We start from the raw sequence: 25,539 nt of genomic DNA, 5'->3' as shown, positions 1-25,539 counted from the left end.
GAATGCTACCTTGTGCGCAAATCATTAATATCAACCAAAGTTAAAAGCACTGTTTTATTTACTTGCTTTGCTCGCTTGGGGAATAAGCTCTCTAAATGTCAGATTAATTCTTGGCTGCATAACATTAGCTCGCCTAGGCACTGCATGTTGCCAAGTTTGCTGCATGCCTGGCTGCATAATGAGTAAGTCCCCCGAAGCCAAAGGCAAGGTAAAAGTCTCTTGGCTGCGTTTATGGCGAATTTGAAAATCCCGCGTCGCACCGATACTAATAGAAGCTATGCTTGAAGGCTTGCGAATTTCAGCTTCATCATCACTGTGCCAACCCACAGTCTCTTGGCCATTAGCATACAAATTCACTAATACACCATTGAACCAAAGCCCTAACTCGACTTGTAATCTTTGCCTTAAATTGGCTAATAATCTAGGCCAAGGATTGGGACTGACAAATAGTGAGGCATAGCGATAACTGCAATCTTCATCGGCAAACCACACTTGCTGACGTGGAATGCGATGCAACTTGCCATAAACTTCGATTTCAGGACGTTCAAAAGGATAGCCCTTGGCATCAGCCATCAATGCCTGCTGCTCTTCAAAGCTTAAAAATCCCGTAAGCCAAGTCACTGGCGGGGACTTCTGGGTGGGATTTTCAGCACCTTTACTATTGCCAGATCTAGGCGTATCCATACCTTCATCGACAAAGCTGAAGCTTGTCTGCTGTGATGACGCATGGTGCATCACCTTGCTTGAGTTCAATTGGGGTAATTTAAGCTTATTCATTGTCGCTTGAAGGCACTTCAGTGGTGAGGGACTGCTGAATTTCAAGCCAATGCATCGCCAGCCACGTTTTGCATATAGGCCCCCAATCAGATAAATGATAATAGCCGGCATTATGCCGCTCTTTAGTCTGCACAAATTCAACCTCGATACCTATATCGGCCATCGCCGCCATGGTGTCTTGCAGAGTGCGTCTTGGCATCTGAGTTAGTGCCTGCAAACTCAGCAGGTTGTGTTTATCCTCACTGATCAAATGGGCCAAATACAATTTTCGGTAAAATGCTCTCTGAGATTTAGTGATCACTCAATTCATCCTATTATTGCCAAACTGGGGTAGTCTTAAGCTAAATTAAGGTTAATCTATACCAATCCAGAGCAACAATGAACCCCATTATCAAACGGAGCCAAACATGCAAAACTCAAGTGCTCAAGCCCAATCCTTGCCACGGCCTGAAGATATACTGCAATTTTGGTTTGAAGAAATAAGCCCCAAACAATGGTGGCAAAAAGATTTACAGTTTGATGCCATGCTGCGTCAGCGCTATCAAGGGGTAGTGCATCAGGCTATGGCTGGAGAATTGTGGCAATGGCGCACCACAGATACAGGTCGCTTAGCGGAAATTATTGTATTAGATCAATTTACCCGTAATATTTATCGCGATACCCCTATGGCTTTCTCTGCAGATGGCCAAGCCTTAATCTTGGCCCAAGAAGCGGTTTTATCCGGTTGTTTAACACGCTTAACGGCTGTGCAAACACCATTTTTGCTGATGCCTTATATGCACAGTGAGTCAGTTGTTATCCACCAGCAAGCAGTGCCGTTATTCAAACAATATGCCAGCAATAATTATGACTTTGAGCTTAGGCATCAAGCCATTATCCAGCAGTTTGGCCGCTACCCCCATAGGAATGCCATTCTTAATCGCCCATCAAGTGCTGCTGAAACTGCGTTTTTACAGCAACCGGGCTCAAGCTTTTAAACTTGTTAGCAGGCACTTACTCTGGATTAAAGCCGCACTTGCCAACAGCGGTTTGAAACCAGCTCTGTTTTCACCCAGTCTTATTTGCCCATCAGCCCTACTTGACCACCAACACTGGACATGTGGCCAAGTTCGCCACCGCCTCAGCAACATTCTCATGAAGAAAATGACTAAAACCAGTTCTACCGTGACTAGCAATCACCACCATGCCCACTTCACCGGCATTAGCTTCGGCAATAATCTCCGTGGCAGCATCACCACGGCGAATTTGAGTTTCGACCTTTAACTCTGTATTTAACTCCTTAAGTAATTGCTGCATTCTGTTTGCTGCTGCAAGCTCCATATTTTTTGCTAAATCCTCAGGGGTGATAGACAAAATCATGTAGTTCTCATCCCCCACAGGCTGTGGTACAACATGCAAAATTTTGACCCCTACTTGATACAAATTAGCCATTTCAATGGCATAGCTCAGGGCATGGGACGCCGTTTCAGAGAAATCTGTTGGCCATAAAATCATACCTTTACGCATACTCACCTCCATTTGATTGCAAATCGTTATCCAAACCCTATGTTATAAGTTCAGCATTCAAAATGCTGTGCTTTACATTTAGAGTTCAGACTCAGTGTGTTTACATTCTTTCCTATTGATTAAGTGTAGAAGGCTGTAGCTACCGAAAACGTGACCCCGCTACAATTTAGCTTGCTTTAAACCATTATTTGTACAAATATAACCCAAACCGACTGATTAGTCGGTTTGGGTTATATTGATAATTAATCAAAAGGAATCGCAGATGAATGTGGCCATAGACTCAGCAGCGAGCATAAATACCATGCAAGCTACCTTTAACGAGCAGTTAACCCAGTTCAATGCTGCGCCCTCTCCCAACTATGAATTAAGAGTGGCTAAGCTCACTAAACTAAAACAACAAATCGTCAAACATCAAACTCAGCTTATCGAAGCATTAAAGCGCGATTACGGCCATAGATCTCACCATGACAGCTTAATTTCAGACATATTACCTTGTATTAACCACATAAATTACAGCCTTAAACAACTTAAGTCTTGGATGCGTCCCAGCCGCCGTCATGCGGGATTATTGTTATCCCCAGCCAGTGTCTCAGTGCAATATCAGCCACTTGGGGTTATTGGCATTATAGTGCCGTGGAACTTCCCCATTATGCTTTCCATGGGGCCGTTAGTTACTGCGCTGGCAGCGGGCAATAATGCCATGTTGAAAATGTCTGAATTCACTCCTGAGACCAATCAGGTAATTCGCCAATTATTAGCAGAGATTTTTGCCACAACTGAAGTGGCTATCGTTGAAGGAGAAGCAGACGTTGCAGCGGCATTCTCATCGCTACCTTTTAATCATTTACTCTTTACCGGCTCAACCCAAGTCGGCCGCCATGTGATGCGAGCGGCTGCCGAAAACTTGACTCCAGTGACCCTAGAGCTAGGCGGAAAATCCCCGACCATTATTGCCGATGATATGCCCATTGAACTTGCGGTTGAGCGAATGATCTACGGTAAGTGCCTTAACGCTGGACAGATCTGCGTCGCGCCCGATTATGTACTCTGCCCAAAAGCTAAGCTTGAGTCTTTTATTCAGGCCTACAGCAATCATTTTCAAAAAATGTACCCAGATTTTGAACATAATCAAGACTATGGCAACATCATTAATGCAAGGCAGCAACAACGCCTGCAAGCAGTGCTTGAAGATGCCAAAGCCAAAGGTGCAACAATAACCCCAGCTGCGCCGTCTAGCTCTATCAGTAAATTAGCCACTCAGTTGATAACAAATGTCACCCCTGACATGGCGGTAATGCAAACAGAAATCTTTGGTCCTTTATTACCAATTATTCCCTACGGCACTCTTGATGAAGCCATCAATTACATCAAAGCCCACGATAGACCGCTTGCGCTGTACATCATGAGCCTAGACAGCAAAGTGCAGCAGCATATTCTGGCGCAAACTCATTCTGGCGGCGTATCTATCAATGAAACCGTATTGCACGTAGCAGCCGACGATGCCCCTTTTGGTGGTATTGGCCCCTCAGGCATGGGTCACTACCATGGCAAAGAAGGCTTTTTAACCTTCAGTCACGCTAAAACTGTGCTGAAAAGTGGCCGTTTTAGCACCAGTAGGTTAGTACACCCTCCCTATGGCAACAAACTCCAAGCCTTACTGCTGAAGTTTTTCCTTAGATAAGCTAGCTGCGTTAAATAAGCATGACTTGCCAATAGATGAGCCTTGCGGCTCATCTTGTTGATAAAATGCGGCATTCAATATGAAAAGGACGCCAACTTGAGCAGCAGCACTTTGGATAATAACAGCGCTCCCCAACGCCATCCCAGTAAACGCCAAGCGATTTTAGCGACCGCTTTGGAGTTGTTTGTAAGCCAAGGTTTTCATGGCAGCTCAACCGCGCAGATAGCTCGCCAAGCAGGGGTAGCAACGGGCACCTTGTTTCATCATTTCGCTTCCAAAGAAGTATTAATGAATGAGCTTTTTTTATCTATTAAACAAGAGTTTGCAGAGGACATTTTATTAGCACTACAACAAATTGAACAAGGCGCTGGCAATAAGCAGCCACAAAGCCTTAAAGCCGCGGCCCATACATTGTGGAGCCGGGCCATAGATTGGGCCATTGCAAATCCCATCAAGCAGCGCTTTTTCTTGATCTATTCTATGTCTCCAGAACTTTCTCTCGCAGTGCGCGAACACGCCATGCACTCAATACTGGGCTTTATTTCAAATTTACTGACCCAAGGACAGCACAATGGTGAAATAGCGCCATTTCCAATCGCACTGATGCTGGAAAATTGCAATGGACAATACTTAGCCAGCATTAGCTTCTTTACCGACCACCCACAACTTGGCCAAGACTCAGACTACAGAGCAGCAAGCTTTGAGTTGTTTTGGCGCTCGATTAAGGCATAAGTTCAATTAAGGCATACTTCGATTACAGTTCAATTAAGCGATAAGCCCTTACCCCGCCCCAAGAATTAAGTCACTTAAGAGTTGAGGTTACTTATGATTTCCCTGCAGGCAATTTCCCTTTGGTGGACACTTACCCAATATCCACTGTAATCCATGGATTGCCGTGGTAGGAAACGCCATTTGATGATCCGCCTCTGGGATAATCAATAATTTAGTTTGAGGACTTAAAGGCCATTGTTGCATCAAATCGTAAAAAGCTTGTGCCTCCTTAACCATGTCTTCCCCTGCCCCGTTGACTTTCTTTTCTAATTCGCCAATACCGATAAAGACCTTAGCTGAGACAGGCTTTATGCTTTGTTTGAACTGTTTTTCTAATTCAAAAATATAACCCCCATCCCACCAGTAAGAAGGGCTGCCAAGTATATAGCTGTCAAACATCTCTGGTTTGGTCATCAGGATGTAACTACCAAAAAGGCCGCCGAAAGAGTTGCCAATAAAAATACGACTGTCAGCCTCTGCGCGATAATGACCTTCAACATAAGCAAACACTGTCGTTTCAATAAAGTCCCTGTGGGCTGCAGCGCCTCCGGTTATATCTTTCCATGCAGGATTGACCGTTGGGGTGTAATCACGATTGCGGCTCGAGCTACCTCGACTTTCTTTGGAATAAGAAATGGCAACAATAATAGCTTCATCCATTTGGTTAAAATTCATCGGAAAGCGCGTTGCCCCTGAGACAATTTGAAAGCTGTACCAAGAGTCAGTTAAATAAATCACTGGGTAGCGCTTATTAGGCTGGCTGCGATAAGATTTTGGTAACTTGATAAATAGCGGGTAAGTTCTGCCGCTAATGGGATCTTTTACATCAATCACAGTGCTTCTTGGGATCTCGAACGCGCTATGGACTTGATCTGACATTTTCAGTTCGGTATTCACTTCAGTTTTGGGTCTTGTTGTCGTTTCTGCCTCAAGAGGAGCGACCGTCTGCGCCGCAACAAGCTCAAATGAGCAAGCAAACGCTACTGCAATACTTAAATGAACCCTGCGGTTTCTAGGTGATGTAAATACCTTAAAATAGTTAGATAACTTAGCCGTAATTAACAACATCATATTTAAAATCAACTCCTTTTATCGTTTCAATGTCTTTCAAAGCGTCGCTATCCAATCAACTTGAGTTCACCGTCTTCACTTGCTGTCTTTCGATGTGTCTTCTATAGTTTTTGGACGCTTCAGTGACTTGCGAAGGTTAATCAACCTCAGCTAGGGAGAATAAATGAATAGCCTAGCTCAAGCTCTTATTATTACAGGTCTTATACTTTTACTGCTATCTCTTAAACCCGCATTTTCAATTAGCCAGCTTCCCACAGAACAACAGCAAGGCTGGCGTATTTTACTTGGGCTAATTTTCGCTTTTATCACAGGTTATTTCGGTTACCTCTATATGTTAAGCGACCATCCAGTGACCCAATTAGAGATGGTGGTGGCATTAGTCTTTTGTGGCGGAGGCGGTTTTGTTTATATTATTACTCGCATGAGCGAAAAAACCATTCACGTGCTGGTCAGTCAAGCTAATCGACATTTACATCAGGCACATCACGATCCCTTGACTCGCTTGCCCAATCGGATCGTATTTTATAAAAAACTGTCACAAATAAGCCAAGACAATCAGATATTTTGCTGCTTAATACTCGACTTAAATGATTTTAAAAAAATTAACGATACCCATGGCCATAACTGTGGTGACAAAGTATTAAAATCTGTCGCTGAACGCATTCGCAGCTGCTTACCCGAACACGCTGTCGCCGCACGACTTGGGGGTGATGAACTGGGGATATTATTATTCGGTAGCTTTGCCAGTCATGGGCAAGTATTTGTGGAACAGCTGCATGGACTCATTAGTCAACCAATAAATTATCAACAGCACATCATTCATATTGGTGTGAGCATAGGCATTGCTGAATATCCACACCATGGCAGCCATAGGAAACAATTACTCAACCATGCTGACATTGCTATGTATCAGGCCAAACGTAATAAAAAACCCTACTGCCTATATGAGGCGAATTTTTCAACGGCAAATAAAAACACCTCAAATTGAGGCGTTTTTATTGCGATAACAATCATATTAAGTTAGCTGTCACTCAGTGATTCGCCATCATTAGCACTACTTGAATTAGCGGGCCTCCAAAAGCCTTGCGTTATGCCTTTATCTACCATTTCAGATACCGCAAGTTCAATGGCTTGTAGCACACAAAACTGCACAGGCTCATTAGTGGTAAAACCGACTTCAGCTTCAGCGAGACGATTCAGACTGGTATACCTAAATAAACCCGCGCGCATTTCCTGAGATAATACCCGCTTAGTGGTAGACACTGACATCATCACCTTGCCCGTATGTACATCAACGGCGCGCAGGTAAATGGTAATTTGGTCTTCACGGTACATTTCAGACGCACCAATGCCGTAATACTCAACGCCTGCACCGCCTGTGCTGGTATTAGTTTCATAGCTAATAATGCCACCTTCTAACAGTAATCTGGCATCAGAAAGCCCTGGCATATCATCTTTACTGCCTTGCTTAGCACTAATTTTTCGCTCTGTAAGTAAGTTTTGCAAGCCTTCACGTTCAACGGGAGTAAACCATTTTGAGTCAAGTAAGGTCTGCACTAGCATTGAGGTGGCGCCTTGAGTCACCGCGGTGGAGAATGAACTCACGTTAGCTTGTGGTTTATACTGTCCTGTTTGGTCACGAAACGAGTAAACGGCCACAGGAATAGCATATTTAGGTCCAGGCTTTGCTTGTAAGGCGCGCATGGTTTCACTCAGGGGATTAACCTCAGCGTCACTCAAATTCAGATCAGGTTTAGGGATCAAACTGCAAGCAGATAAACTCAAGCTTAAGGCTAATACTGTGATTAATAATTTCATCGTTTATCCTCCATAAGTCGGCATTTCGATGACAGTCACTTCACCCGTTAATATGTTAGTAATGGTCAGCATGACTCCATTACTCGTCGGTGAAACCACAACCCTAAAATCACCAGTATCATAGGTGCCATCGGTAATTTCCCCGTCTGCAACGCCACGAGTAATAGTACCAATAATGTTACGCTCCAATGACTCTTTAAAACGAGTGACAAAGTCTTTGTCATTACTTCTGCTATTATCGTTTTGAGCCTGAGCTTTATTGAGCAAAAAAGAACCATTTAAGGGCGAGCCGCCAAAACTTGGGTTCACTGGGGTGTAAATTAGCTCAGTAGCCTGAGTAGAGCAGGCACACAGAAATATTGCGCCAGTTAATAACGTCCTGTAATTCATTATTATTATCCTAAAATCCGTCGTAATCACTCGAAAACTCGCCGGTTAAAGCCTGAGCTTTCACTTGGGCGATATAGTCAATACTTATCAATACCGCCTGCTCGGCTTTTTCTTTTACCGGCGAAGCTCGCCTGCCAAAGTGGGTAGAATAAATTTTGGTGCCATTGATCTCCAAGGTCAGTAAGGTCCCCGCTTGGGGAAATACCGTTTCATTAAGGGTGACATTAAAGCCTTGAGTAAAAGGCAAATCTCGCCAATAGCTTGAATAATAGAAACTAAAATCCTTACCAAAACGAGTTAAGGTTCTGTCTATCACTAAACCACTGATCTCAATTTCATCTTCTGCGGCTTGCCCAGCCAAAGTACTAGGCGTAAAACACAACACAGCAAGAAGAACACTGATTATCATCTGTGTTTTCATTGGATTAACCCGCCCACTGATTAATAGTACTGACACGATAATCGATTAATATTACCCATCAAAAAAATGCAACATCAGGGTAACAGCATCTTACTTGTAGCGTTACTCAAGAAAGGCATTTAACGGCAAAATTAGCCCCTTTGGCTAAGACAAAAGTCGCAGACTAGTCCTTTCGTCTACCCTATAAATGAGTAATCTTAACAATTAGTTTTGAAATATTTCCCTCAGCTCTCAGGTCACATAGTTGCTTAGTTGCTTAGTTGCTTAGTTGCTTAGTGCAATAAAATGAAACTAACAACACGCTAAAAGCAAGCTGGGTAGTATCAATTAGAAATAATGCTCTTATTGCTCAATAGCCAGCTAGGCTTAACCCAGTTGTATTCTCATAAACTAAACGTTAAGGAAGTCACCATGAATAAGAAAGCACAAGGTACCCTAACTGGCGCAGCATTAGCGATGGCAATGGCAAGTATGTCCGGTTACGCCACTGCCGGTGAAACTGGCACTGCCCCCGCTGCAGGTAATGCTGATTTAGTGCATTGTTATGGGGTTAATGTCTGTAAAGGCCACAATGATTGTAAAACTGCAGACAATGCCTGTGGTGGGCAAGCGAGCTGTAAAGGCACAGGTTTTGTTGCTATGCCATCAAAAAGTTGTGCTGATGTGGGCGGCGAAACGAAAGACGATTGGGTTGGCAGCATAGCGCAAGCAGATTTAGTTCATTGCTATGGCGTTAACGTCTGTAAAGGTCACAATGATTGCAAAACCGCAGACAATGCCTGTGGTGGGCAAGCAAGCTGTAAAGGCACAGGTTTTGTCGCTGCACCAGCAAAAGCTTGTGGTGACATTGGCGGTAAAGTCGGCGCATAAGCCACTTGTCCTTGACTGCGCAACATGCCCTGCGCAGGCAAGGTCTTTCAGCTAGTTAGGCCATTTTCATTAGAACTGGTGCTAATATTTATAAAGGAGTATTCATGGCTGACAATGCCATTACAGCCCCCTTTCTCGGATTTGGATTAGGCCTAAGAACCGATCATTTTGAGCATATTCTGCAACAGCAACCTGATGTTGACTGGTTTGAAGTGCTCAGTGAAAACTATATGGTAGCAGGGGGTAAACCTAGGTATTACCTTGAAGCTATTAGCGAACAGTATCCCGTTGTGATGCATGGCGTGTCTATGTCCATCGGCAGTACCGATCCTTTAGATATGGATTACTTAAAAGCCCTTAAAAAACTCAGCAATGATATTCAGCCTAAATGGATCTCAGATCATATTTGCTGGACGTCAATTCACGGCATTAATAGCCATGACTTATTGCCACTGCCTTACACCGAAGAAACCGTTAAACACGTGGCAGAGCGCGTCGCCCAAGTACAAGATTTTTTAGGCCAGCGGATCTTGCTGGAAAACGTCTCGAGTTATTTATCCTACAAGGACTCCACCATGAATGAATGGGAGTTTTTAAGCCGCGTTTGTGACGAGGCAGACAGCTTAATCTTGTTAGATATCAATAACATTTATGTTAGCGCCCGTAATCATCACTTTGATCCATTAGTCTACCTTGAAAGCATCAATCCACGGCGAGTACAACAGTTTCATTTAGCCGGCCACAGTGATTATGGTGATTATGTGATAGACACTCACGATCATGATATTCCCACCAGTGTTTGGGCCTTATATCAAGCAGCCTTAAAACGCTTTGGTCCGGTGAGCACTATGATAGAAAGAGATGCTAATATTCCTGATTTTCCAGCTCTCTATCAAGAGTTACGTCAAGCACAAGAGATGGCGAACCTGACGTTGCCAAATAATCCTCAATTACAGCGCTCACGCTTAGCTAGCCATCAGCGAGTCAGATGTCATGAGTGAACTTGCCAAACTGCAACAGCAATTTATGGACTACCTGCTAAGCGCAGATCCCAACAGTCCTACCGCCTCAGAGCCCGCAGTAACGGCTTTTCAGGCTCGCATAGTCAATCAACACGGCATTAGCGCCGACGTGCGAATGCAGATTTATGCGAATGCGTATCGAATGCGCTTAAAAGAAACCATGGAAACCGATCATCAAATGCTTGGGCTTTACCTTGGCGATGAACTCTTCGATAAACTCGCCCTCGAATACACTCAAGCTCACCCATCTCGATTTCGCTCCTTGCGGGAATTTTGTGATGCTTTGCCTGATTTTTTACAGCAAGATGCATTTTTTGGCCAGTATCCTATTTTGGCTGATCTCGCTCGTTTCGAGCGCCGTTTACTGAATGCCTTCGATGCAGCAGACAGTCAAAGATCAAGCTTTGCTGAGCTGCAAGGCATAGCCCCAGAGCACTGGCCAAGTTGCCGCCTGCGGTTTCACCCCAGTGTGCAAATTTTTATCTGCAACAGTAATGCCGTTGAATCTTGGCAGGCATTAAAACAAGCCAAGACGCCACCCACACCGGAATATCAATCCAGACGAGCCTGGCTGCTATGGCGTGGAACTGGCCGTTTAACCGAGTTTATTTCCTTAACTGAGGAGCAATTACTGTTACTACAAGGCTTTATTCGAGGGGAAAACTTTGCCAGCCAATGCGAACTCATGCTCGAATTTCACGATGAACAGCTCGCCCCCATGAAAGTATTACAAGCCCTGCAAGCTTGGTTCAGCATGGGGATCATACGCAGTGTGGAAGTGAGTTAGACTAAAGACACCTGTTCTCAGGATTATTTAGCATTTGCAATTAAGACGCAATTGCGCGGATTATCTGAATTCGAGTCTGTAATATCAGATGTCTTTTGCTAGCCTTTGCTCTTTTAAGCTAAGACGTTTATTTGAACTAAATACATGCATATTTTCGCTACCTTTTATTAAATAAGCATCTACTTCAATAGTGAATAACGATGAAGGATAAATTTCTAAAACACCAAACTCACCAAGCTTTGCAGATAGAAGTGCAATTTTTCCATTTGCGGTAAGGCTTTTATCAAAATCTCGCAGCTCTCCACCGACATAAAGCTTCATCCCGTGGAACCATGAATTGGTGACCTTAATTTCATGCTCTTTAACCGTAAACTTAAACTCTTTTCGCATAATCAAACTCCCTTTGAAAATTTTTTTAAACTAACCTTGGTATAGAGATTGTGTACTAGTACTACGCAGTTAGCATAAAATCTGCACAACAAATTCTGACGAATTAATACCAATAAAAAGAAACAAAAATGAATAGTGCTTCATTTTTAAGGCTTATGTAAAGTGAAAACGAGGCTCTTCATTTTAATATGAAGTTGAGCTGTTACATGATTGAAGCAACAAGCAGGTAAGAATTAACACAATTCCACCCCAGCCAATTAAAGCAATGTGCTCACCCACAATAACAATAGCCAGAACAGTAGCAACAACCGGCTCAAATAACGTAAGTACATTAGCACTGCTTGCAGTCACAAATCTCAAGCCAAAGCCATAAGCGATATAACCTAACCCCATTGGGATCAATGCCATATAGACAATAACTATTACATTAGTCGATGAAGAAAACAGGTTATCTCCATTAATAAAAAGCGTTGGTAGCAACAACATGGCACCAAAACCAAAGAGACTCCCCATCGCGGCTTGCGACTGAATGCCACTATCAATCATAGCTTTAGCAACCCATGAATAAGTTGCATAAGTCAAACCTGCGGCTATACCCAATAAGACACCAAACGACTTCATATCTTGAACTGCATGATCCACAGTGGCAGATTCTGACGTCACCAATAAAATAATACCTGCGACTCCAATGAAAAAACGACTTAACCACTGCTTGGTGATTTTTTGCTCTTTGCCGAATAGACGCTCTAATAAGACACAAAAGAATGGCGCTGTAGAGATAGAGATAACAGTGCCGATTGCCACACCAGCAAATTTCATTGACGAATAAAAAGCTAATGGGTAGATAGTTAATGCTATCACACCAATAAATAACTTCTTTTTATGCAATAAGATCTTCCCAAAGTCACTTCGGAGCTGTTTAAGTGATAAACATGCCTGTAATATGCCACCCACTCCTATCGAAAATGCACCAATTGCGAGTGAGCTAATATCGGGTGCTAAGCTTGCTATCGCGCCAGTGGTTCCCCATAGGGCTGCGGCAAACAATATAGACAAAATGCCAAATGAATGAGTGCTGAAGCTATTTTTCCACATGTTGGCTTTACCCTAGATAATGGCCTTTAGTTGGATGCAAGCATAATAAAAATTAACGCAGATTTTTTTGCTAAAAGGACGGAATAGTGGCTTAATCAGACTATCTTAGTCAAGTTCGAGAAAATTCCCTTGGTGATGCACCAAAGTGCATTGAGAACCTGCGGCTGAAGGCTGAAAGATCAGTATACCCAACGCGGTCAGCAACTAACTGTACGGGGAGATCCGTGTGAGAGAGTAATGCTTTAGCTTTTTCCATTCGTTGCAAAGTGATGTATTTATGAACACTTGTCCCTACGTTATCTTTAAACAGTTTTTTGAACTGTGTAGGACTCAAGTAAGCAGCTTCAGCTAAATTAATAATCGTGAGGGGTGTTTCGAGTTTTTCGGCGATCGTCGCGAGTACGACTCGAATACGTGGGTCAACAGATTGAACTAATTCTTGTTGCTCTAACAGTAGGTTGAAGGTATTCATCATTGAGTCTTCAATAGCTTGATCTACTTGATACTCAAGTTGCCTCTGGACAAAATTAATGAAGCTAAGTAAAGGCGGGGTGATTGAAAAAACAGCTAAGCTGTTATTGATCAAATGAGCGGGCAACATCTCCAAATCAGCGACGATAAAACGTGCCACTTCATCGGCATTAAATCCATGAGCGACTCCTTTAGGGATAACAACACACTCACCAACTGTTACCTTACCAATGAAACCGTGCATATCAATATGAATATTCCCTTGCAACGGTAATACCAGTTGATGATAGCTATCATGAATATGGCAATTTAGCTGCTTGGTATAAGCACGGATACTTAAGCTAGTTTTCATAGAAACAACAAGTTAGCGTAGAAAAATGTAATTATAACCCACTTTGTGACTCCGGCTATGCATCTTCATTAGGCAGCCACAGGCTGACCTTTAATCCTTGAGGCTGGCGGTTTTGCAAACTTATGCGCCCGCCATGAGCTTCAACAATTTCTCGGCACAGGGGCAAACCTAAGCCTGTGCCCGACTGCTTAGTGGAATAAAAAGGCAATAAGGCCTGCTCTAGCACTTCACTCGACATGCCACTGCCAGCATCTTCAACGCATACCGTGACCCCCGATTGCGGAAGTGCCATATCAGTAATAGAAAGCGTTACCGCATCAAAGGCTGAGCCTGATTCATGGGCATTTTTAAGCAGATTAATCAGTACCTGCTCTAACTGCATGGTATCCAGATAACTTGGGGTTTGTGGTAAGTCACCCTTGAGGCTAAAGCCATAATGCTGGCCCAATTGTGCGGTTAAACTGTGCCAATCCACCAGCCTGCGTTGCGGCAAAGGCAATTTAGCAAAATGGGCATAATGGCAGATAAATTCACTCAAATGCGAAGTGCGGTTTTCTATGGTATCAAAAATAAGTTTAAGTTGTGGTTTATCAATACCTTGGGTCAGTAATCGCCCAGAGTTTACCATGGAGGCAATGGGGGCCACTGAGTTATTCAGCTCATGGCTGATAATGCGAATAACCTTCTTCCATACCGCCACTTCTTGGCGGTTAAGCTCACGGGTTAGCTGTTTAAGCAAAATAAGATTATGCTCTTGATTATTAAGGCTAAATCTTCCTCGACTTATATGCCAAGTTTCGGGTTCTGCCTCTCCTAATGAAAACAAGCCTTCTTTATCCCCGAGTAAAAACTCAGCAAAATTTGGGGCTAAACTGGCGCACAGCTGTTTTAGACTCAAGCCTTCTACAAGCTGGCCTTGGTGCAATAACTGCCTTGCAGCTGTGTTGGCATAGACAATTCGTAGCTCTGTATCGAGGAGCAGCATCACGTTGGGTGAATTTTGAATCACTTTATCAAGTAGCAACTCACGCTGATAAATAAATTGCCGCTCACTGCGTAATTGCGCGGCCGCCTGATTATAAAGCTGAGCTAAATTATCAAAATCGCCCTCCCCTTGGGCGCTCAAAGAAACACTAAAATCATTATCTTTAAAGTTAAGCAGGCCCACTTCCAGTGCGGCTAAACTTTGAGAAAACGAGCGACTGAGGTACCACGCCATTAAGCTACTGGCAAGCATTGCGGCCACCACGCCGACGACCAAAAAATCACCTTGAGCGTAAAGCCATACTATGGCGGCCAGCAAAAAACCAAACACACTGGCAAGCAGGCTTATCAACATCATCTTTTGCACTATGGATAGTCTAAACAGCGGCTGTTTACGCATTGGCGAAGAACCTGAACCGCGCGTCATGATTTAGTCACCTGAATGCCAAATTTCTCCATGCGCCGATACAGCGCCTGACGGCTGAGACCCAATGATTTCGCCACTCTCGCTATCACGCCTTTATGCTCCACCAGCGCCAGTTCAATATCCACTTGGCTTATTTGTGGGTTTGATGCTATTTGGGGCTGTAGCTCGTTATAGTGCGCTTCATTATCCAGCGCTTCGTTATGCTGGGCTTCGACATCTTGCAACGCTGGAGTAAGAATAGGAACTGGAGCTTGAAGGTTTGATGATTGAAGACCCATCCCCTGAAAAACAGAGCCCTCAACAGCTGTACTTTGCAAATGATTAGGTAACTCAGCCCCTGAAAACCCAAAGTCAGCCGCCGTCAATAAGCTTGAAGGCGCTAGCAATACGGCTCTTTTACAGGCATTTTCTAATTCGCGCACATTCCCCGGCCAAGTGTAATTAAGCAGTGCAAGCTGGGCGGGCTTACTCAAGCTCACCTCTTGACCGACAAAGTGTTGCACCAAGGGCAAGACATCATCAATACGCTCATGCAATGGTGGCAACTTAAGCTCAATAACATTCAAGCGATAGAATAAATCTTCACGAAATAGCCCCTTAGCAATATCTTCAGCTAAGTTGGCATTGGTGGCGCTGAGTACCCGCACATTGACCCTACGGGTTTGATGACTGCCAAGGCGCTCAAACTCACCGGTTTGCAGCACCCGTAATAATTTTACTTGCCCAGACAAAGGTAAGTTACCGATTTCATCCAAGAATAACGTACCGCCATCGGCAGCCTCAAAGCGGCCAATTCTGGCTTTGGTTGCCCCAGTAAAAGCCCCCGCTTCTGCGCCAAAAAGCTCAGCTTCTAATAAATCCATCGGCAAGGCGCCAATATTAACTTTAATAAAGGGTTTATCTTTTAAGGGGGAATTGGCGTGGAGAATATCGGCAATTTTATCTTTACCCGCACCATTAGGGCCGGTTATCAGCACTGAGACATCTGAGCGAGCGATTTGCAGCGCTAAATCAACGCAGCGCTGCATTGCGCCACTGGCAAAAATTAACCCACACAACTCCCCTTTAGTGATAGACGCCATCCGCTGCGCATCTGCGCGGCTAAGCTGCTGGTTAGCTCTAGATAAATGATAAATTGCCAGTAGATTAGTGACGCTATTAATCAACTTGGCATCATCCCATGGTTTGCCCATGTAATCGGCGGCGCCGGCTTTAACTAACTCGACTGCGGTTTCTAATTGGGTCCAGGCCGTCATTAAAATAATCGGCACATCCGCTTGGGCTTGCCTTAGTGCATAAAACAGCGCTCTACCTTCTTCGCCAGAGGTTGTGTCGCGGCTAAAGTTCATGTCTTGAATGACCAGGCTGATGTTTTGCTGCCCCATAATTTCTAACGCCGCTTCTGGCCCATGGCAAGTTACGCATTGATAGCCATGAATATCTAGCATTAAGGCTAAGGCGCTGCATATCGATGGGTTATCATCAACGATGAGGATGTTATCCATTTTATCCTATTGATTTATCTGTATTAGTGAATCTAAGTTATGAAAATTAAAACGGCTAAACGTAGCCTAACACAGAGTAAAAGCCTAATAAAACCTAGATTTTATTAGGCTTTTACAGTGGTGCTCTGCTATTGGCCTGTGCAACTAATGCTAAGCACTGCGGGTCGCAATGGCCGGAGAAATATTCGCCGCCTTTGTTGCTGGCACTATTACCGCAAGGCTTGTCACAATTAATAAACCCACTAAGGTTAGCGCAGGATACTGCCACTCCAGCATAGGCAAGCTGTAGATTGCCATTAATTGCTGTCCAAGCTGTATGGCGAGTAACCCCCCAAGCACACCACCAACGAGGCAAATCAGGTAATTCTCCAGCATAAAATAACTGATAATATCGCGTTTTTTTGCCCCCAAAGCACGGCGGGTGCCAATCTGTTTAGTACGGCGCTGGATGTTGAACATCACCATACCGGTTAAACCTAGGGAGGTGATCAGCAGTAATAACACCACCATCAAGGTAAGCACTGCCACCATTAATTCATGGTGACGATAAGAGCTTGCCTTATATTCGGCAACGGTTTGGATCTGATTAATGACTCGATTAGGATTTTCTTGATGCAGCGCCTTAACGATGGCCTCTTTAAGCTCAGGAATATATTGCTTTTTAGCCCTAAGCATATAGGACTTGTTATTGCTGTCACCGCCAAAATCAACGTTTTGGATCACGCTGTATTCAAAATTATCGTGATCAACCCAAGCGCCCTGTAATTTATCAACTACGCCAACAATTTTTATGCTGTTAGTCCCTTGATACATGATCTTACCAACGGGAGATTCATCCCCCCAAAAGGCTTTTGCCAAAGGCTGTGAGACAATCGCCTGTGCGCCCACATCCGTTAAGTTATACAGCACTTCTTCAGTAGCAAAGTTGCGCCCTTCAATCAGCTTGAGCCCTAAGGTGTCTAGCATCTGCTCATTACCTAAGTAAAAAGCAAAGTTTGGCGTACTCTTACCTGTGTCTTTATCTGGGCTATCAACATAAACATCAGACCAACCACCACCGCTTAAGGGGATCATATTGGTGGATGTCACGGCCTGTACATGGGGCAGTGCGGCAAGAATGCGCTGATCTTGCTTATTTTGCAGCGCGTTGTCGATGCGCTCATCGAAGTTATACAGGCTGAAGGTCAGTACTTCTTCCTCGGCGATACCTGAATCACGCTGCATTAAGGCGATGCGCTCATGAATAATGAAGCTTGCATTAGCCACAATAGCGACAGATAAAATTATCTGAACTAGCAATAATACCGGGCCACTTTTACTGCGCAGTAAACTCGAAATGATGGGTTTAATATGTAGCATACTCGCCCCCTTATTGGCTTTTAAGATAAACACTAGGATTAGTGCGGCACACTACCCAAGCGGGATAAAGCCCCGCGAGCACTGCGGTACTGATGGCAATAGCTGGAGTGATAAACCACATACTGAGATCAAGCTGGGTTAGGCTTTTAGCCATATCAAAGTGAGCCGCTAAGACACTCAGCGCAACCCATGCCCATATTAGCCCTATCACGCCGCCCAACAACCCAATGACCCCAACCTCGACCATATACTGGCTAAAGATCTGCCCACGGCTTGCCCCTATAGCTCGGCGTACTCCCACTTCTGGCGCCCTTTTTAAGAACTTAGTTAGCATAAGCCCTAAAATATTCACTAAACACACGGCTAAAAACAAAAAGCTCAGTCCAACGAGGATTTTATTGTCTTTACTCACCGCTTTGTTGTACTCAAGCCATTGCTGAACGTCCTTCAGGCTATTTGAATCTTTGGGGCTTTTATCTGCTTTGAAGCGGCCAAATGATTTTTGCTTCTCTACATATTGAGTTAGCCACTCTTGGTAACTTGCCTTTTGCTCAGAGCTATTCAGCTCAACCCAAAATTGCACCCAAGCTTTTTCAGAATTAAGCCTATCTTGATAGTTGTCCATAGGTTCGAATTGCCAACCATTGGTATTACCCCAAACTTCAAACTCTTCAATGGGCGTGAGCGAGAATGGTAAATAAATCTCTTCTGCATCATTAAAAGCGCCATTGGTTGGGTCGTAATATTTGGGCTGGGGATTCCAGTCTTTAATTACCCCAGCGATTTGATACGGCTTGCCATTGAGATACAAATTCTTACCGACACTATTGGCGCCATTAAAGTGCTTCAAGTTTAGAGCTTCGCTGATAACCACTTGATAACTAGCCCGTGTATCAATGCCTTTATCCCATGTGTCACCAAAGAGAAACGGTACTGAAAACATACTAAAAAAGTCACTATCGGTCACTCGAATGCCCTGTAACTCAGGCTCAACAGCTTTATTATCTGACTGAACCGCCATACCCGTTCTAAATGAAGCCACCTGACGGCGAGGAATATTGCTGTTCCTTAACCCCATCGCATCTTGATAGGTCATGCTTTGATTAAATTTAGTCCAAGTGTCTGGCCCTTGACTCCAAAGCATGACTGCATTTAATTGAACAGAGCGCTCCCCAGCAGGGTTATTCGCCATCATCTGATACACATTTAACGTGGTGATTGTGATGCCAATGCCCACTGAAATAGCCAGTACCATAAGTACCGATAGCGCTGGCGTTTTTTTAATGCTTCGCCAGGCTAAGTCGCAATAATAAAAAAACATACACTTCTCCTTAGCGACCAGCGTTAGCAACACGCTCAGCCATTACGGCTGAGGGCTGCTGATAGCTATTAAAGTCACACACTTGGCCATCGACAATTTGGATATTGCGCTGAGCGCGGCGGGCAAGTTCAGCGTCATGGGTCACCATAATAATAGTGGTGCCCGCTTTATTAATGTTCTCAAGTAGCTCCATCACTTGGCGCGCCATTAAACTGTCTAGGTTACCTGTGGGTTCATCAGCGAGTAAGAATCTAGGTTCGCCTGCTAGCGCCCTTGCTATGGCAACCCTTTGCTGCTGACCACCAGAAAGCTGGCTTGGCATGTGCTCCATTCTGGCGCCGAGGCCGACTTGTTCTAAGGCTTGCTTTACTCGGCGCTGACGTTCTTTGGCACTAAAGCCTCGATAGCGCAGTGGCACTTCGACGTTTTCTGCCAAGTTAAGATCCGAGATAAGATTAAAGCCTTGAAATATAAAACCAATCTTTTCATTTCTTACCGAGGCACTCTTGTTGTCGCTTAAGTTGGAAACGTTTTCGCCATCGAGAAAGTACTCGCCATGAGTAAAGCCCTCTAGCATGCCGGCGATGTTTAAAAAAGTGGTCTTGCCTGAGCCCGATGGCCCTGTCACAGCGACAAACTCACCTTCATTAACTGTTAGATTGAAATCCCGCAAGGCATGGGTTTCCACTAAATCAGTCTTAAATACCTTGCTGATGTTTTTCATGGTTAACATAGTGATGTCCTTATTTTTGTAATATTTGTGCGGTTTGCTCGATGAGCCACAGCATGAGTGCTATCAATCCATCAACCTCGCCGACCTTTTCAAAACCATCTTTGCTGCTCTGGGACGTCATCTCGACAATCTCCAGGCTTAAACTGAGCCAATTCGTGGCAGTATCAATACTTATGCTTAAGGCAACCATCAGAAGACCTAGGGCTAAAATGCCGAGATAGCTGGGTGTTGAGTGATTCATCACGGGATCCTCCTTCAATTTACGTTAGTTAATTTGCACCTTTGCCGCTTGTTTAAATAACTCGCTGCCAGATATCACCCAAACATCGCCCTCTTCACCACCAGCAAGCACTTCAACTTGACTCATGCTGCGGGCACCCAATTCAATACTCGTAAGGTGCGCCAATTCACCATCCACTTTATATACGTGGCTGCCACCTTGGGCCAAAAAGTCTCCGCGCTTAACCATCAACACATTAGGTCGGTGTTCCAGTAATACTCGCGCCGACAGGCGTTGGTTCTGGCGTAGCATAAGCTTGTCGCTGCCTTCAAATCGCACTCGAGCAGATACCTCACGCTCACGCACTTCTGGCGAGATAGATGAAAGCTTGCCCACTAGATTGACATTGCCAAAATTAAGCTCAACGTCCATGCCTAAACCTAGTTCATCGGCGTAAGCCTCTGGCACAGCAAGCTCGGCTTCAAAAGCGCTTAAATCAACAACCGTTAGGATCGGTTGACTGGGAGCAATGCGCGCTTTTTGCTCGACTAACCAGTTACCTATAATCCCAGCCACTGGCGCTTTTATCTTTAACGCTTCGATTTGACGCTCATATTCAAGTACCACTAAGGCCTGCCTATCCACTTCAAGCGCGCTGTTTTGCAGCTCAAAACTTAAGGTGTCTTTTAATAGTGCCACTTCTTCCAAGGCATGCTTGTGGACTAGCTTAGCCTTGTGCAGATCATCTTTACTCTTCTCAAAATCTATCTTGCTAATCAACTTACTTTTAATCAATTGATCACCGCGGCGGCTCTCACGCTCAGCGGCATCTAAATCGACTTTAGCCATATCTAAAGCTTGGCTGACCAGTAATTGCTGACGCCTAGCATCTAACTTAGCCCGCGCTAATGAACTAGCCATGCCTTCAAGTAACGCTTGCTGCTGCTTGTGATTGCTCAATAAACTGGGGCTTTCAATCTGGGCAACCACTTGCCCTAAAGCAACATCGTCCCCAGGCTGGCTTAATAAGGTCACCACCCCTTCCTCTGTGCTGTAAAGGATGGGCGCATTGGCCGCTACAATTTTTCCTGTAGTTGCAATGTCTCGTACTAGCGTGCCGCGACTCAAGGTCGCAAATCTAAGCTCGCTTGCATCCACTGACACCCTGGCTTGCTCGCCAGAAAAACTTGCCCACACTAAGGCACTCATCAACACCGTAGACACACCCAATAATATCGGTGCCTTTAAAGTTTTCACTCGACTGGGTAAGACTTGCTTATCTTGAGCGCTAGTATCTTTAATCATCTTGCATCCTTGTCCTTACCGTTCGAGCCACCGGTAGTACCATCACGCCATACCTTCTCAAACGGACACTTTTAATTAATCTATAACATAGACAAAGCACAAGCCGTGCCAACGTCAGCAGGAAAGGAATAAATCATTATTAAACAATATGATATATTGTGAATGTATTTTTGGGTGGGTATGACTAATGTGTCCGCGGACATTAAATAAAAGTGTCCGGAACCATGAAAAGTGTCCGATCGGACACACAGGAAGAGCCTGGGCTTAAACAGCTGGACTAATTAGAGCGGACCTTATCAAGCACATCACATAGAGCCTTAACCCCCATAATTGAACGTGGCGAGGCTCTATGGAGTAAATCCGCATCAAGCTGGTAGATATGCTGCAGGCTAACAGCAGGAAGCTCAGGCCACTTTGACCAGTCAATCCCCAGCACATTGCCTTTATCTTTACTCTGAATGATCACTTGAGCCCCCGTAAGTAACACATTCTCTACGCTCACTTGAGGATAATCACTGCTTGCTGCAAAAAACACATTATCACCATGACAGGCTGAAATACTTTGCTGTATCCAGCTGTGCTTTGCAACCGTCATTAATGGCTCTGACCAGAGCTGATAAAATAACTTCACCTTAGGTTTATTCAGCGCTTCGAGGCGAACTTTAGCTAATTGTTGACGAAAGTCATTGGCTAATGCATTAGCTTGAGCGCCATACCCTGTAGCGGCACCTAAACGCTCTAGATCCACAGCGACATCATCTAAAGTCTTAGGATCGCTATCTAATAGAGTAAAGCCCAGTTGAGTCAATCGCTGTAAATCATCTAACTTATTGCCACTCGCCCAAGAAACAATAAGATCTGGATTAAGCTCAACGATACGCTCAATGGATAAACCATAGAAACCACCTATGCTGGGGATGGATTTCGCTTGCTCAGGAAAATCTGCATGATCTGTGGTCGCAATGATCAAATCACCAGCACCTATGGCATAGAGCATCTCAACGGCTTGAGGTGACAACGCAATAATGCGTTTAGCAGGCGCTTTTACAGCCATGGGGACAGACTGAGCCCAGCAGGACGTTGCTGCCAAAGAAAGACAAACTAGCAGACAAGCCACCATACGATTAACTAAAGCCATTATAAAAATAGGCATATTTTCCTTATTAAGCGCTTAAGCAAATTAACTCAGTAACAGCTTAATGCTTTCTATTATATAAAAATCAGGTTATAAAGTGACAACCAAGCGTTCATTAAATAAGCAGTAATTCGATCAACCGACATCAGTCCTTTGCTGTATCGGGCATGATGACAAACCAAAACTCATCGAGAGGTTGGCATGTTAACAGCAAAAGATAGCATATTACTTATTGTCGATGTACAAGGTCAATTGGCGCAAATCATGAATCAAACTGCCCAGTTGCACCATAATTTGAGTATTTTAATTTCAGGTGCGCAGCTACTGGATATTCCGATTATTTGGATCGAACAACTCCCCAACAAACTGGGGCAGACCAGCCCAGAGTTGGTTAGGTTACTTGAAAAATCAACCCAGCCAATAGCAAAATCTCATTTCAGCGCTTGGCAATGCCAAGACATTCAAACTCAGCTTAAGCAACTTAATCGCCCTAATGTGTTACTTGCAGGAATAGAGGCCCATGTCTGTGTCTATCAAACCTGCCAAGACTTACTTGAACATGATTTTAAGGTGCATTTAGTGGCAGATGCTACCTCGTCTCGCAGTAACGACCATAAGATATTGGGCATTCAAATGATGATGAATTTGGGTGCCAAACTCACTAATGTTGAGTCAACCCTATTCGAAATACAGCACCAAGCCAGTGGAGAGACATTCAAAGCTTTGCTTAAATTAATAAAATAAATCAGATAGTTAAACTTTAACTTTAAAACATCAAAATTAATTAAACGTCAGATCCATCAAGATGGCGTCTTCATAGCCAGTTTGACTCTGGTAATAATTTTTGCGGCGACTCACTTCTATAAAGCCCAAGCTTTGGTAGAGGTGAATAGCGCCAACATTTGAAGCCCTTACTTCGAGCATAATGACAGCTGCATCTCGGTTAACAGCTTCGTCAATTAACTGCTTCATTAACAGACGACCCAAGCCTTGCCCCTGAAACTTAGGATCAACACAAATATCCAGTAAGCTTGCCTCATCAATCACTTGCTGCATGAGAAAAAATCCCACTAACGCATCCGGCCCCCCCGCTTGCTGTAAGAATAAACCAGCACCATAGTGAAGTCGGCCAAAGCAATCGGCTAGATTAGCAAGACTCCAAGGGTGGCTATGAGCGGCGTGTTCGATCAACAGCATAGCATCAAGGTGAGCCTCAACTAGAGGGCGAACGACATATTGAGTAGAGTGCATAAAGGGCTCAGGAGGATTGATTTAAATGTTGGCAGATTTGTTGCCACAAGACACGCTTCAGGCTGCCATCGCTCGACAGTAAAGCTAACAGTGGCTCGCTGTTAATCCAAGCAGTTCGAGGCCGAGTTTTAGTATGGCGCAGATCCCACACCACTTGCACACCTTTAATCGGCATAGCGCCAAATTGGCACTGAGACAGCTTTAATCCTAATAAGCATAATACTTCAGCAATAAGCGGCTGCTTTTCTGGATATGATTCAAATTCACCATCACATAACACCATAAAAGGCTTAACCTCTTCTGCGCCAAAGTGCCAACGGCTAATGCCCATCGCATCTAAAAATACCTTCTTATCCATATCGCTCTCACAGTCCTGTTACTACGATTCATCACATTAAATGAGTGTTTAGTTTTAGTATTTTAATATCGAACAAGAATTAATATCAGCCAAGGATAACGCAATAGTCACTAGAGTTAAACGCCAGTAAATACTAAAGCTAAACCTGAGTACACTCCGGCATGGCCAGCTGCGGACAAGTCCTCCGTATTGTCCCCAAAAATAATGGAAAGAAGCCTAAACTATTGGAAAAATTTTGGCCTCTGCATGTGGCGCATTTACTCTTTATATCCCATGTTCAAAGAATCATTTTCAGAGCAAAAAAAGGGCACCCGATTAGCGTGGCCTCATTGTTTTATTATACCAATTACGATTAAAGACTTCCCAACTTGGCCCAATCCCTATGGCACAATGTTTTATCCTATGTTGACACTCAATGAATGTATTCCATGCTCGACAACATTGCTCAACCATATCGTTAAAGTCTTTAAAGCAGCAGTTAGCTAGACAATGCTGGCGTAGCCATTGACACACCTGCTCTATGGGGTCAAATCAGGAGAATAGGGAGGCAATTTCAGTATCCAGAGATGATCAAACTCAGTTGCAACGACTTGTGTATGCCAACCCGCACCATCAAGGATCACTAGCGCATAACGATCATTGGCCTTGGCTTCTGATATTTGCTTCAAATGCTGCCTCATCGCATCTTGAAACCAAATATCAACGCGATCAAAAAGATATAGACGGGGGAGTATGTCGATCGTCTTATTTTGCAGTTTTTTTAAAGGTTTCTTGTGCCTCAGCAGATTGTTGGGGATGCATAGAGCGGCTGGTTATCCAACTAAAACCCAGCTTATGCAATAACCAATAAACATGTGAATGGCTATACGAAACGCCGCATTGTAAGGCGATGAAATGCTGAATGTCGTCAGCGATTAGACGGCCATCTTTTGTAGAATGGGTCGCATCTGTAACAAATTGGCACACTTGCTCTTTCTGCTTCGCGGTTAATCGACTTTTTTACCAATACGAGGCTTGTCCTCTAAGCCTGCCAAGCCTTGGTTCAAGAAGCTCGACACCCAATCGTTGACACTACGACGGCTGACGTTTAAGCGTCTGGCGACTTCTGAGCGATTATTAATTTGCAAGAAGGTAGCGACGGCTAATAGACGGATCTTTTTATTAGCATTTTTCTCTTGTTTAGAGAGAGCAAGTATTTCTTTGTAGGATAAAGTTGTCATGCTTAGAGAGTATTAAATGTCGTAGCTCAATTAGATCACACTTCAATGCGAATTGGTGTGAGAAGTGCCTTAAATGGTTAGGAACAATTTTGGCCTCCACATGGGTATTGAACCTCACTGCGTTCGCACCGTTTACTTTCACCATGCTCGAGTGGTCATTTCCAAAGCAGATATACGAAAAAAGCCCATAGCGTTAGCTATGGGCTTTTTTACGTGTTTGGCGCCTGGAAATGACCTACTCTCGCATGGGGAGACCCCACACTACCATCGGCGATACTGTGTTTCACTTCTGAGTTCGG

31 protein-coding genes are annotated in these 25,539 nt (G+C 44.2%); 8 read left to right on the top strand and 23 right to left on the bottom strand.

The window, feature by feature from the left end; genetic code table 11:
- Positions 1-54: 54 nt before the first annotated feature.
- Positions 55-777 (bottom strand): alpha-ketoglutarate-dependent dioxygenase AlkB, encoded by a 723-nt coding sequence (locus tag H5073_RS11925; protein ID WP_182679798.1) that lies wholly within the window; start codon positions 775-777, stop codon positions 55-57.
- Complete coding sequence (locus tag H5073_RS11920; RefSeq protein ID WP_310734250.1) at positions 770-1,078, bottom strand: winged helix-turn-helix domain-containing protein; 309 nt, start codon at positions 1,076-1,078, stop codon at positions 770-772. The genes H5073_RS11925 and H5073_RS11920 overlap by 8 nt, the downstream gene beginning before the upstream one ends.
- Positions 1,079-1,184: 106 nt before the next feature.
- Here H5073_RS11920 and H5073_RS11915 point away from each other — a divergent pair, with 106 nt between their 5' ends.
- A complete protein-coding gene (locus H5073_RS11915) occupies positions 1,185-1,754 on the top strand; it encodes a DUF924 family protein (RefSeq protein ID WP_182679797.1) in 570 nt (189 codons plus the stop codon).
- A 97-nt stretch (positions 1,755-1,851) separates the two neighbouring features.
- Here the strand turns inward: H5073_RS11915 and H5073_RS11910 are convergent, their stop codons facing one another.
- Positions 1,852-2,283, bottom strand: a complete 432-nt coding sequence (locus H5073_RS11910; protein WP_182679796.1) for a universal stress protein — start codon at positions 2,281-2,283, stop codon at positions 1,852-1,854.
- A gap of 262 nt (positions 2,284-2,545) precedes the next feature.
- On the opposite strand from H5073_RS11910, the gene H5073_RS11905 reads away from it, so the two are divergent.
- Positions 2,546-3,964 carry a coniferyl aldehyde dehydrogenase gene (locus H5073_RS11905; RefSeq protein ID WP_182679795.1) on the top strand — a complete coding sequence of 473 codons (1,419 nt, stop codon included), beginning with the start codon at positions 2,546-2,548 and terminating at the stop codon, positions 3,962-3,964.
- 96 nt (positions 3,965-4,060) lie between these two features.
- Positions 4,061-4,696 carry a TetR/AcrR family transcriptional regulator gene (locus H5073_RS11900; protein WP_259394888.1) on the top strand — a complete coding sequence of 212 codons (636 nt, stop codon included), beginning with the start codon at positions 4,061-4,063 and terminating at the stop codon, positions 4,694-4,696.
- 87 nt (positions 4,697-4,783) lie between these two features.
- Here H5073_RS11900 and H5073_RS11895 read toward each other — a convergent pair whose 3' ends face one another.
- Positions 4,784-5,806, bottom strand: a complete 1,023-nt coding sequence (locus tag H5073_RS11895; protein ID WP_259394887.1) for an alpha/beta hydrolase — start codon at positions 5,804-5,806, stop codon at positions 4,784-4,786.
- A 163-nt stretch (positions 5,807-5,969) separates the two neighbouring features.
- On the opposite strand from H5073_RS11895, the gene H5073_RS11890 reads away from it, so the two are divergent.
- A complete protein-coding gene (locus H5073_RS11890; RefSeq protein ID WP_182679794.1) occupies positions 5,970-6,794 on the top strand; it encodes a GGDEF domain-containing protein in 825 nt (274 codons plus the stop codon).
- Between the two features lie 32 nt (positions 6,795-6,826).
- Here H5073_RS11890 and H5073_RS11885 read toward each other — a convergent pair whose 3' ends face one another.
- Genes H5073_RS11885 through H5073_RS11875 form a run of 3 tightly spaced genes read right to left on the bottom strand, consistent with a single transcriptional unit; the run spans position 6,827 to position 8,423 of the window.
- Positions 6,827-7,624 (bottom strand): CsgG/HfaB family protein, encoded by a 798-nt coding sequence (locus H5073_RS11885; protein WP_182679793.1) that lies wholly within the window; start codon positions 7,622-7,624, stop codon positions 6,827-6,829.
- A 3-nt stretch (positions 7,625-7,627) separates the two neighbouring features.
- Entirely contained in the window at positions 7,628-8,014 is a 387-nt protein-coding gene (locus tag H5073_RS11880; RefSeq protein WP_182679792.1) for a curli assembly protein CsgF, read from the bottom strand.
- Positions 8,015-8,024: 10 nt separating this feature from the next.
- Positions 8,025-8,423 (bottom strand): curli production assembly/transport protein CsgE, encoded by a 399-nt coding sequence (locus tag H5073_RS11875; protein ID WP_259394886.1) that lies wholly within the window; start codon positions 8,421-8,423, stop codon positions 8,025-8,027.
- 423 nt (positions 8,424-8,846) lie between these two features.
- Here H5073_RS11875 and H5073_RS11870 point away from each other — a divergent pair, with 423 nt between their 5' ends.
- The 3 genes from H5073_RS11870 to H5073_RS11860 all read left to right on the top strand — a co-directional run bounded on the left by H5073_RS11870 (position 8,847) and on the right by H5073_RS11860 (position 11,114).
- Positions 8,847-9,305, top strand: coding sequence for a hypothetical protein (locus H5073_RS11870; RefSeq protein WP_182679790.1), 459 nt, complete (start codon positions 8,847-8,849; stop codon positions 9,303-9,305).
- 104 nt (positions 9,306-9,409) lie between these two features.
- Positions 9,410-10,306, top strand: coding sequence for a DUF692 domain-containing protein (locus H5073_RS11865; RefSeq protein ID WP_182679789.1), 897 nt, complete (start codon positions 9,410-9,412; stop codon positions 10,304-10,306).
- A complete protein-coding gene (locus tag H5073_RS11860) occupies positions 10,299-11,114 on the top strand; it encodes a DNA-binding domain-containing protein (RefSeq protein WP_182679788.1) in 816 nt (271 codons plus the stop codon). The genes H5073_RS11865 and H5073_RS11860 overlap by 8 nt, the downstream gene beginning before the upstream one ends.
- 84 nt (positions 11,115-11,198) lie before the next feature.
- On the opposite strand, the gene H5073_RS11855 is transcribed toward H5073_RS11860, so the two are convergent.
- From H5073_RS11855 to H5073_RS11805, 11 genes are all read right to left on the bottom strand, one after another.
- A complete protein-coding gene (locus tag H5073_RS11855; RefSeq protein WP_182679787.1) occupies positions 11,199-11,504 on the bottom strand; it encodes a hypothetical protein in 306 nt (101 codons plus the stop codon).
- Positions 11,505-11,687: 183 nt separating this feature from the next.
- Positions 11,688-12,599 carry a DMT family transporter gene (locus H5073_RS11850; protein WP_182679786.1) on the bottom strand — a complete coding sequence of 304 codons (912 nt, stop codon included), beginning with the start codon at positions 12,597-12,599 and terminating at the stop codon, positions 11,688-11,690.
- Positions 12,600-12,708: 109 nt separating this feature from the next.
- Complete coding sequence (locus H5073_RS11845; protein WP_182679785.1) at positions 12,709-13,422, bottom strand: AraC family transcriptional regulator; 714 nt, start codon at positions 13,420-13,422, stop codon at positions 12,709-12,711.
- 55 nt (positions 13,423-13,477) lie between these two features.
- Complete coding sequence (locus H5073_RS11840) at positions 13,478-14,833, bottom strand: PAS domain-containing sensor histidine kinase (RefSeq protein ID WP_259394885.1); 1,356 nt, start codon at positions 14,831-14,833, stop codon at positions 13,478-13,480.
- Positions 14,830-16,338 carry a sigma-54 dependent transcriptional regulator gene (locus H5073_RS11835; protein WP_182679784.1) on the bottom strand — a complete coding sequence of 503 codons (1,509 nt, stop codon included), beginning with the start codon at positions 16,336-16,338 and terminating at the stop codon, positions 14,830-14,832. The genes H5073_RS11840 and H5073_RS11835 overlap by 4 nt, the downstream gene beginning before the upstream one ends.
- 150 nt (positions 16,339-16,488) lie before the next feature.
- The gene (locus H5073_RS11830) at positions 16,489-17,697 is read right to left on the bottom strand and encodes an ABC transporter permease (protein WP_182679783.1); all 1,209 of its coding nucleotides are present in this window, start codon (positions 17,695-17,697) and stop codon (positions 16,489-16,491) included.
- 10 nt (positions 17,698-17,707) lie between these two features.
- On the bottom strand, positions 17,708-19,018 hold the full coding sequence (locus H5073_RS11825; RefSeq protein WP_182679782.1) for an ABC transporter permease: 1,311 nt from the start codon (positions 19,016-19,018) through the stop codon (positions 17,708-17,710).
- Positions 19,019-19,028: 10 nt separating this feature from the next.
- Entirely contained in the window at positions 19,029-19,751 is a 723-nt protein-coding gene (locus H5073_RS11820) for an ABC transporter ATP-binding protein (protein ID WP_182679781.1), read from the bottom strand.
- A 10-nt stretch (positions 19,752-19,761) separates the two neighbouring features.
- Positions 19,762-19,995, bottom strand: a complete 234-nt coding sequence (locus H5073_RS11815; protein ID WP_182679780.1) for a hypothetical protein — start codon at positions 19,993-19,995, stop codon at positions 19,762-19,764.
- Positions 19,996-20,016: 21 nt separating this feature from the next.
- A complete protein-coding gene (locus H5073_RS11810) occupies positions 20,017-21,276 on the bottom strand; it encodes an efflux RND transporter periplasmic adaptor subunit (RefSeq protein WP_182679779.1) in 1,260 nt (419 codons plus the stop codon).
- 277 nt (positions 21,277-21,553) lie between these two features.
- Positions 21,554-22,429: a cobalamin-binding protein gene (locus H5073_RS11805; RefSeq protein ID WP_182679778.1), complete on the bottom strand. Its 876-nt coding sequence runs from the start codon at positions 22,427-22,429 to the stop codon at positions 21,554-21,556.
- Between the two features lie 183 nt (positions 22,430-22,612).
- Here H5073_RS11805 and H5073_RS11800 point away from each other — a divergent pair, with 183 nt between their 5' ends.
- On the top strand, positions 22,613-23,155 hold the full coding sequence (locus tag H5073_RS11800; RefSeq protein ID WP_182679777.1) for an isochorismatase family protein: 543 nt from the start codon (positions 22,613-22,615) through the stop codon (positions 23,153-23,155).
- 36 nt (positions 23,156-23,191) lie between these two features.
- Here the strand turns inward: H5073_RS11800 and rimI are convergent, their stop codons facing one another.
- The 5 genes from rimI to H5073_RS18615 form a co-directional block, all read right to left on the bottom strand.
- The gene (gene rimI, locus H5073_RS11795; RefSeq protein ID WP_182679776.1) at positions 23,192-23,662 is read right to left on the bottom strand and encodes a ribosomal protein S18-alanine N-acetyltransferase; all 471 of its coding nucleotides are present in this window, start codon (positions 23,660-23,662) and stop codon (positions 23,192-23,194) included.
- 7 nt (positions 23,663-23,669) lie between these two features.
- Entirely contained in the window at positions 23,670-24,020 is a 351-nt protein-coding gene (locus tag H5073_RS11790; RefSeq protein ID WP_182679775.1) for a DNA polymerase III subunit psi, read from the bottom strand.
- Between the two features lie 518 nt (positions 24,021-24,538).
- Positions 24,539-24,700, bottom strand: coding sequence for a transposase (locus H5073_RS18625; protein ID WP_404948396.1), 162 nt, complete (start codon positions 24,698-24,700; stop codon positions 24,539-24,541).
- A 64-nt stretch (positions 24,701-24,764) separates the two neighbouring features.
- Positions 24,765-24,986: a winged helix-turn-helix domain-containing protein gene (locus tag H5073_RS18620; RefSeq protein ID WP_404948395.1), complete on the bottom strand. Its 222-nt coding sequence runs from the start codon at positions 24,984-24,986 to the stop codon at positions 24,765-24,767.
- A 20-nt stretch (positions 24,987-25,006) separates the two neighbouring features.
- Positions 25,007-25,240, bottom strand: a complete 234-nt coding sequence (locus H5073_RS18615; protein WP_404948394.1) for a transposase — start codon at positions 25,238-25,240, stop codon at positions 25,007-25,009.
- Positions 25,241-25,539: the final 299 nt, after the last annotated feature.

The organism is Shewanella sp. SR44-3 (genome assembly GCF_014163735.1).
In the GTDB taxonomy this organism is placed as follows: domain Bacteria; phylum Pseudomonadota; class Gammaproteobacteria; order Enterobacterales; family Shewanellaceae; genus Shewanella.
The sequence above is the reverse complement of the archived record's forward strand: the minus strand, read 5'-3'. Positions and strand labels throughout refer to the sequence as shown.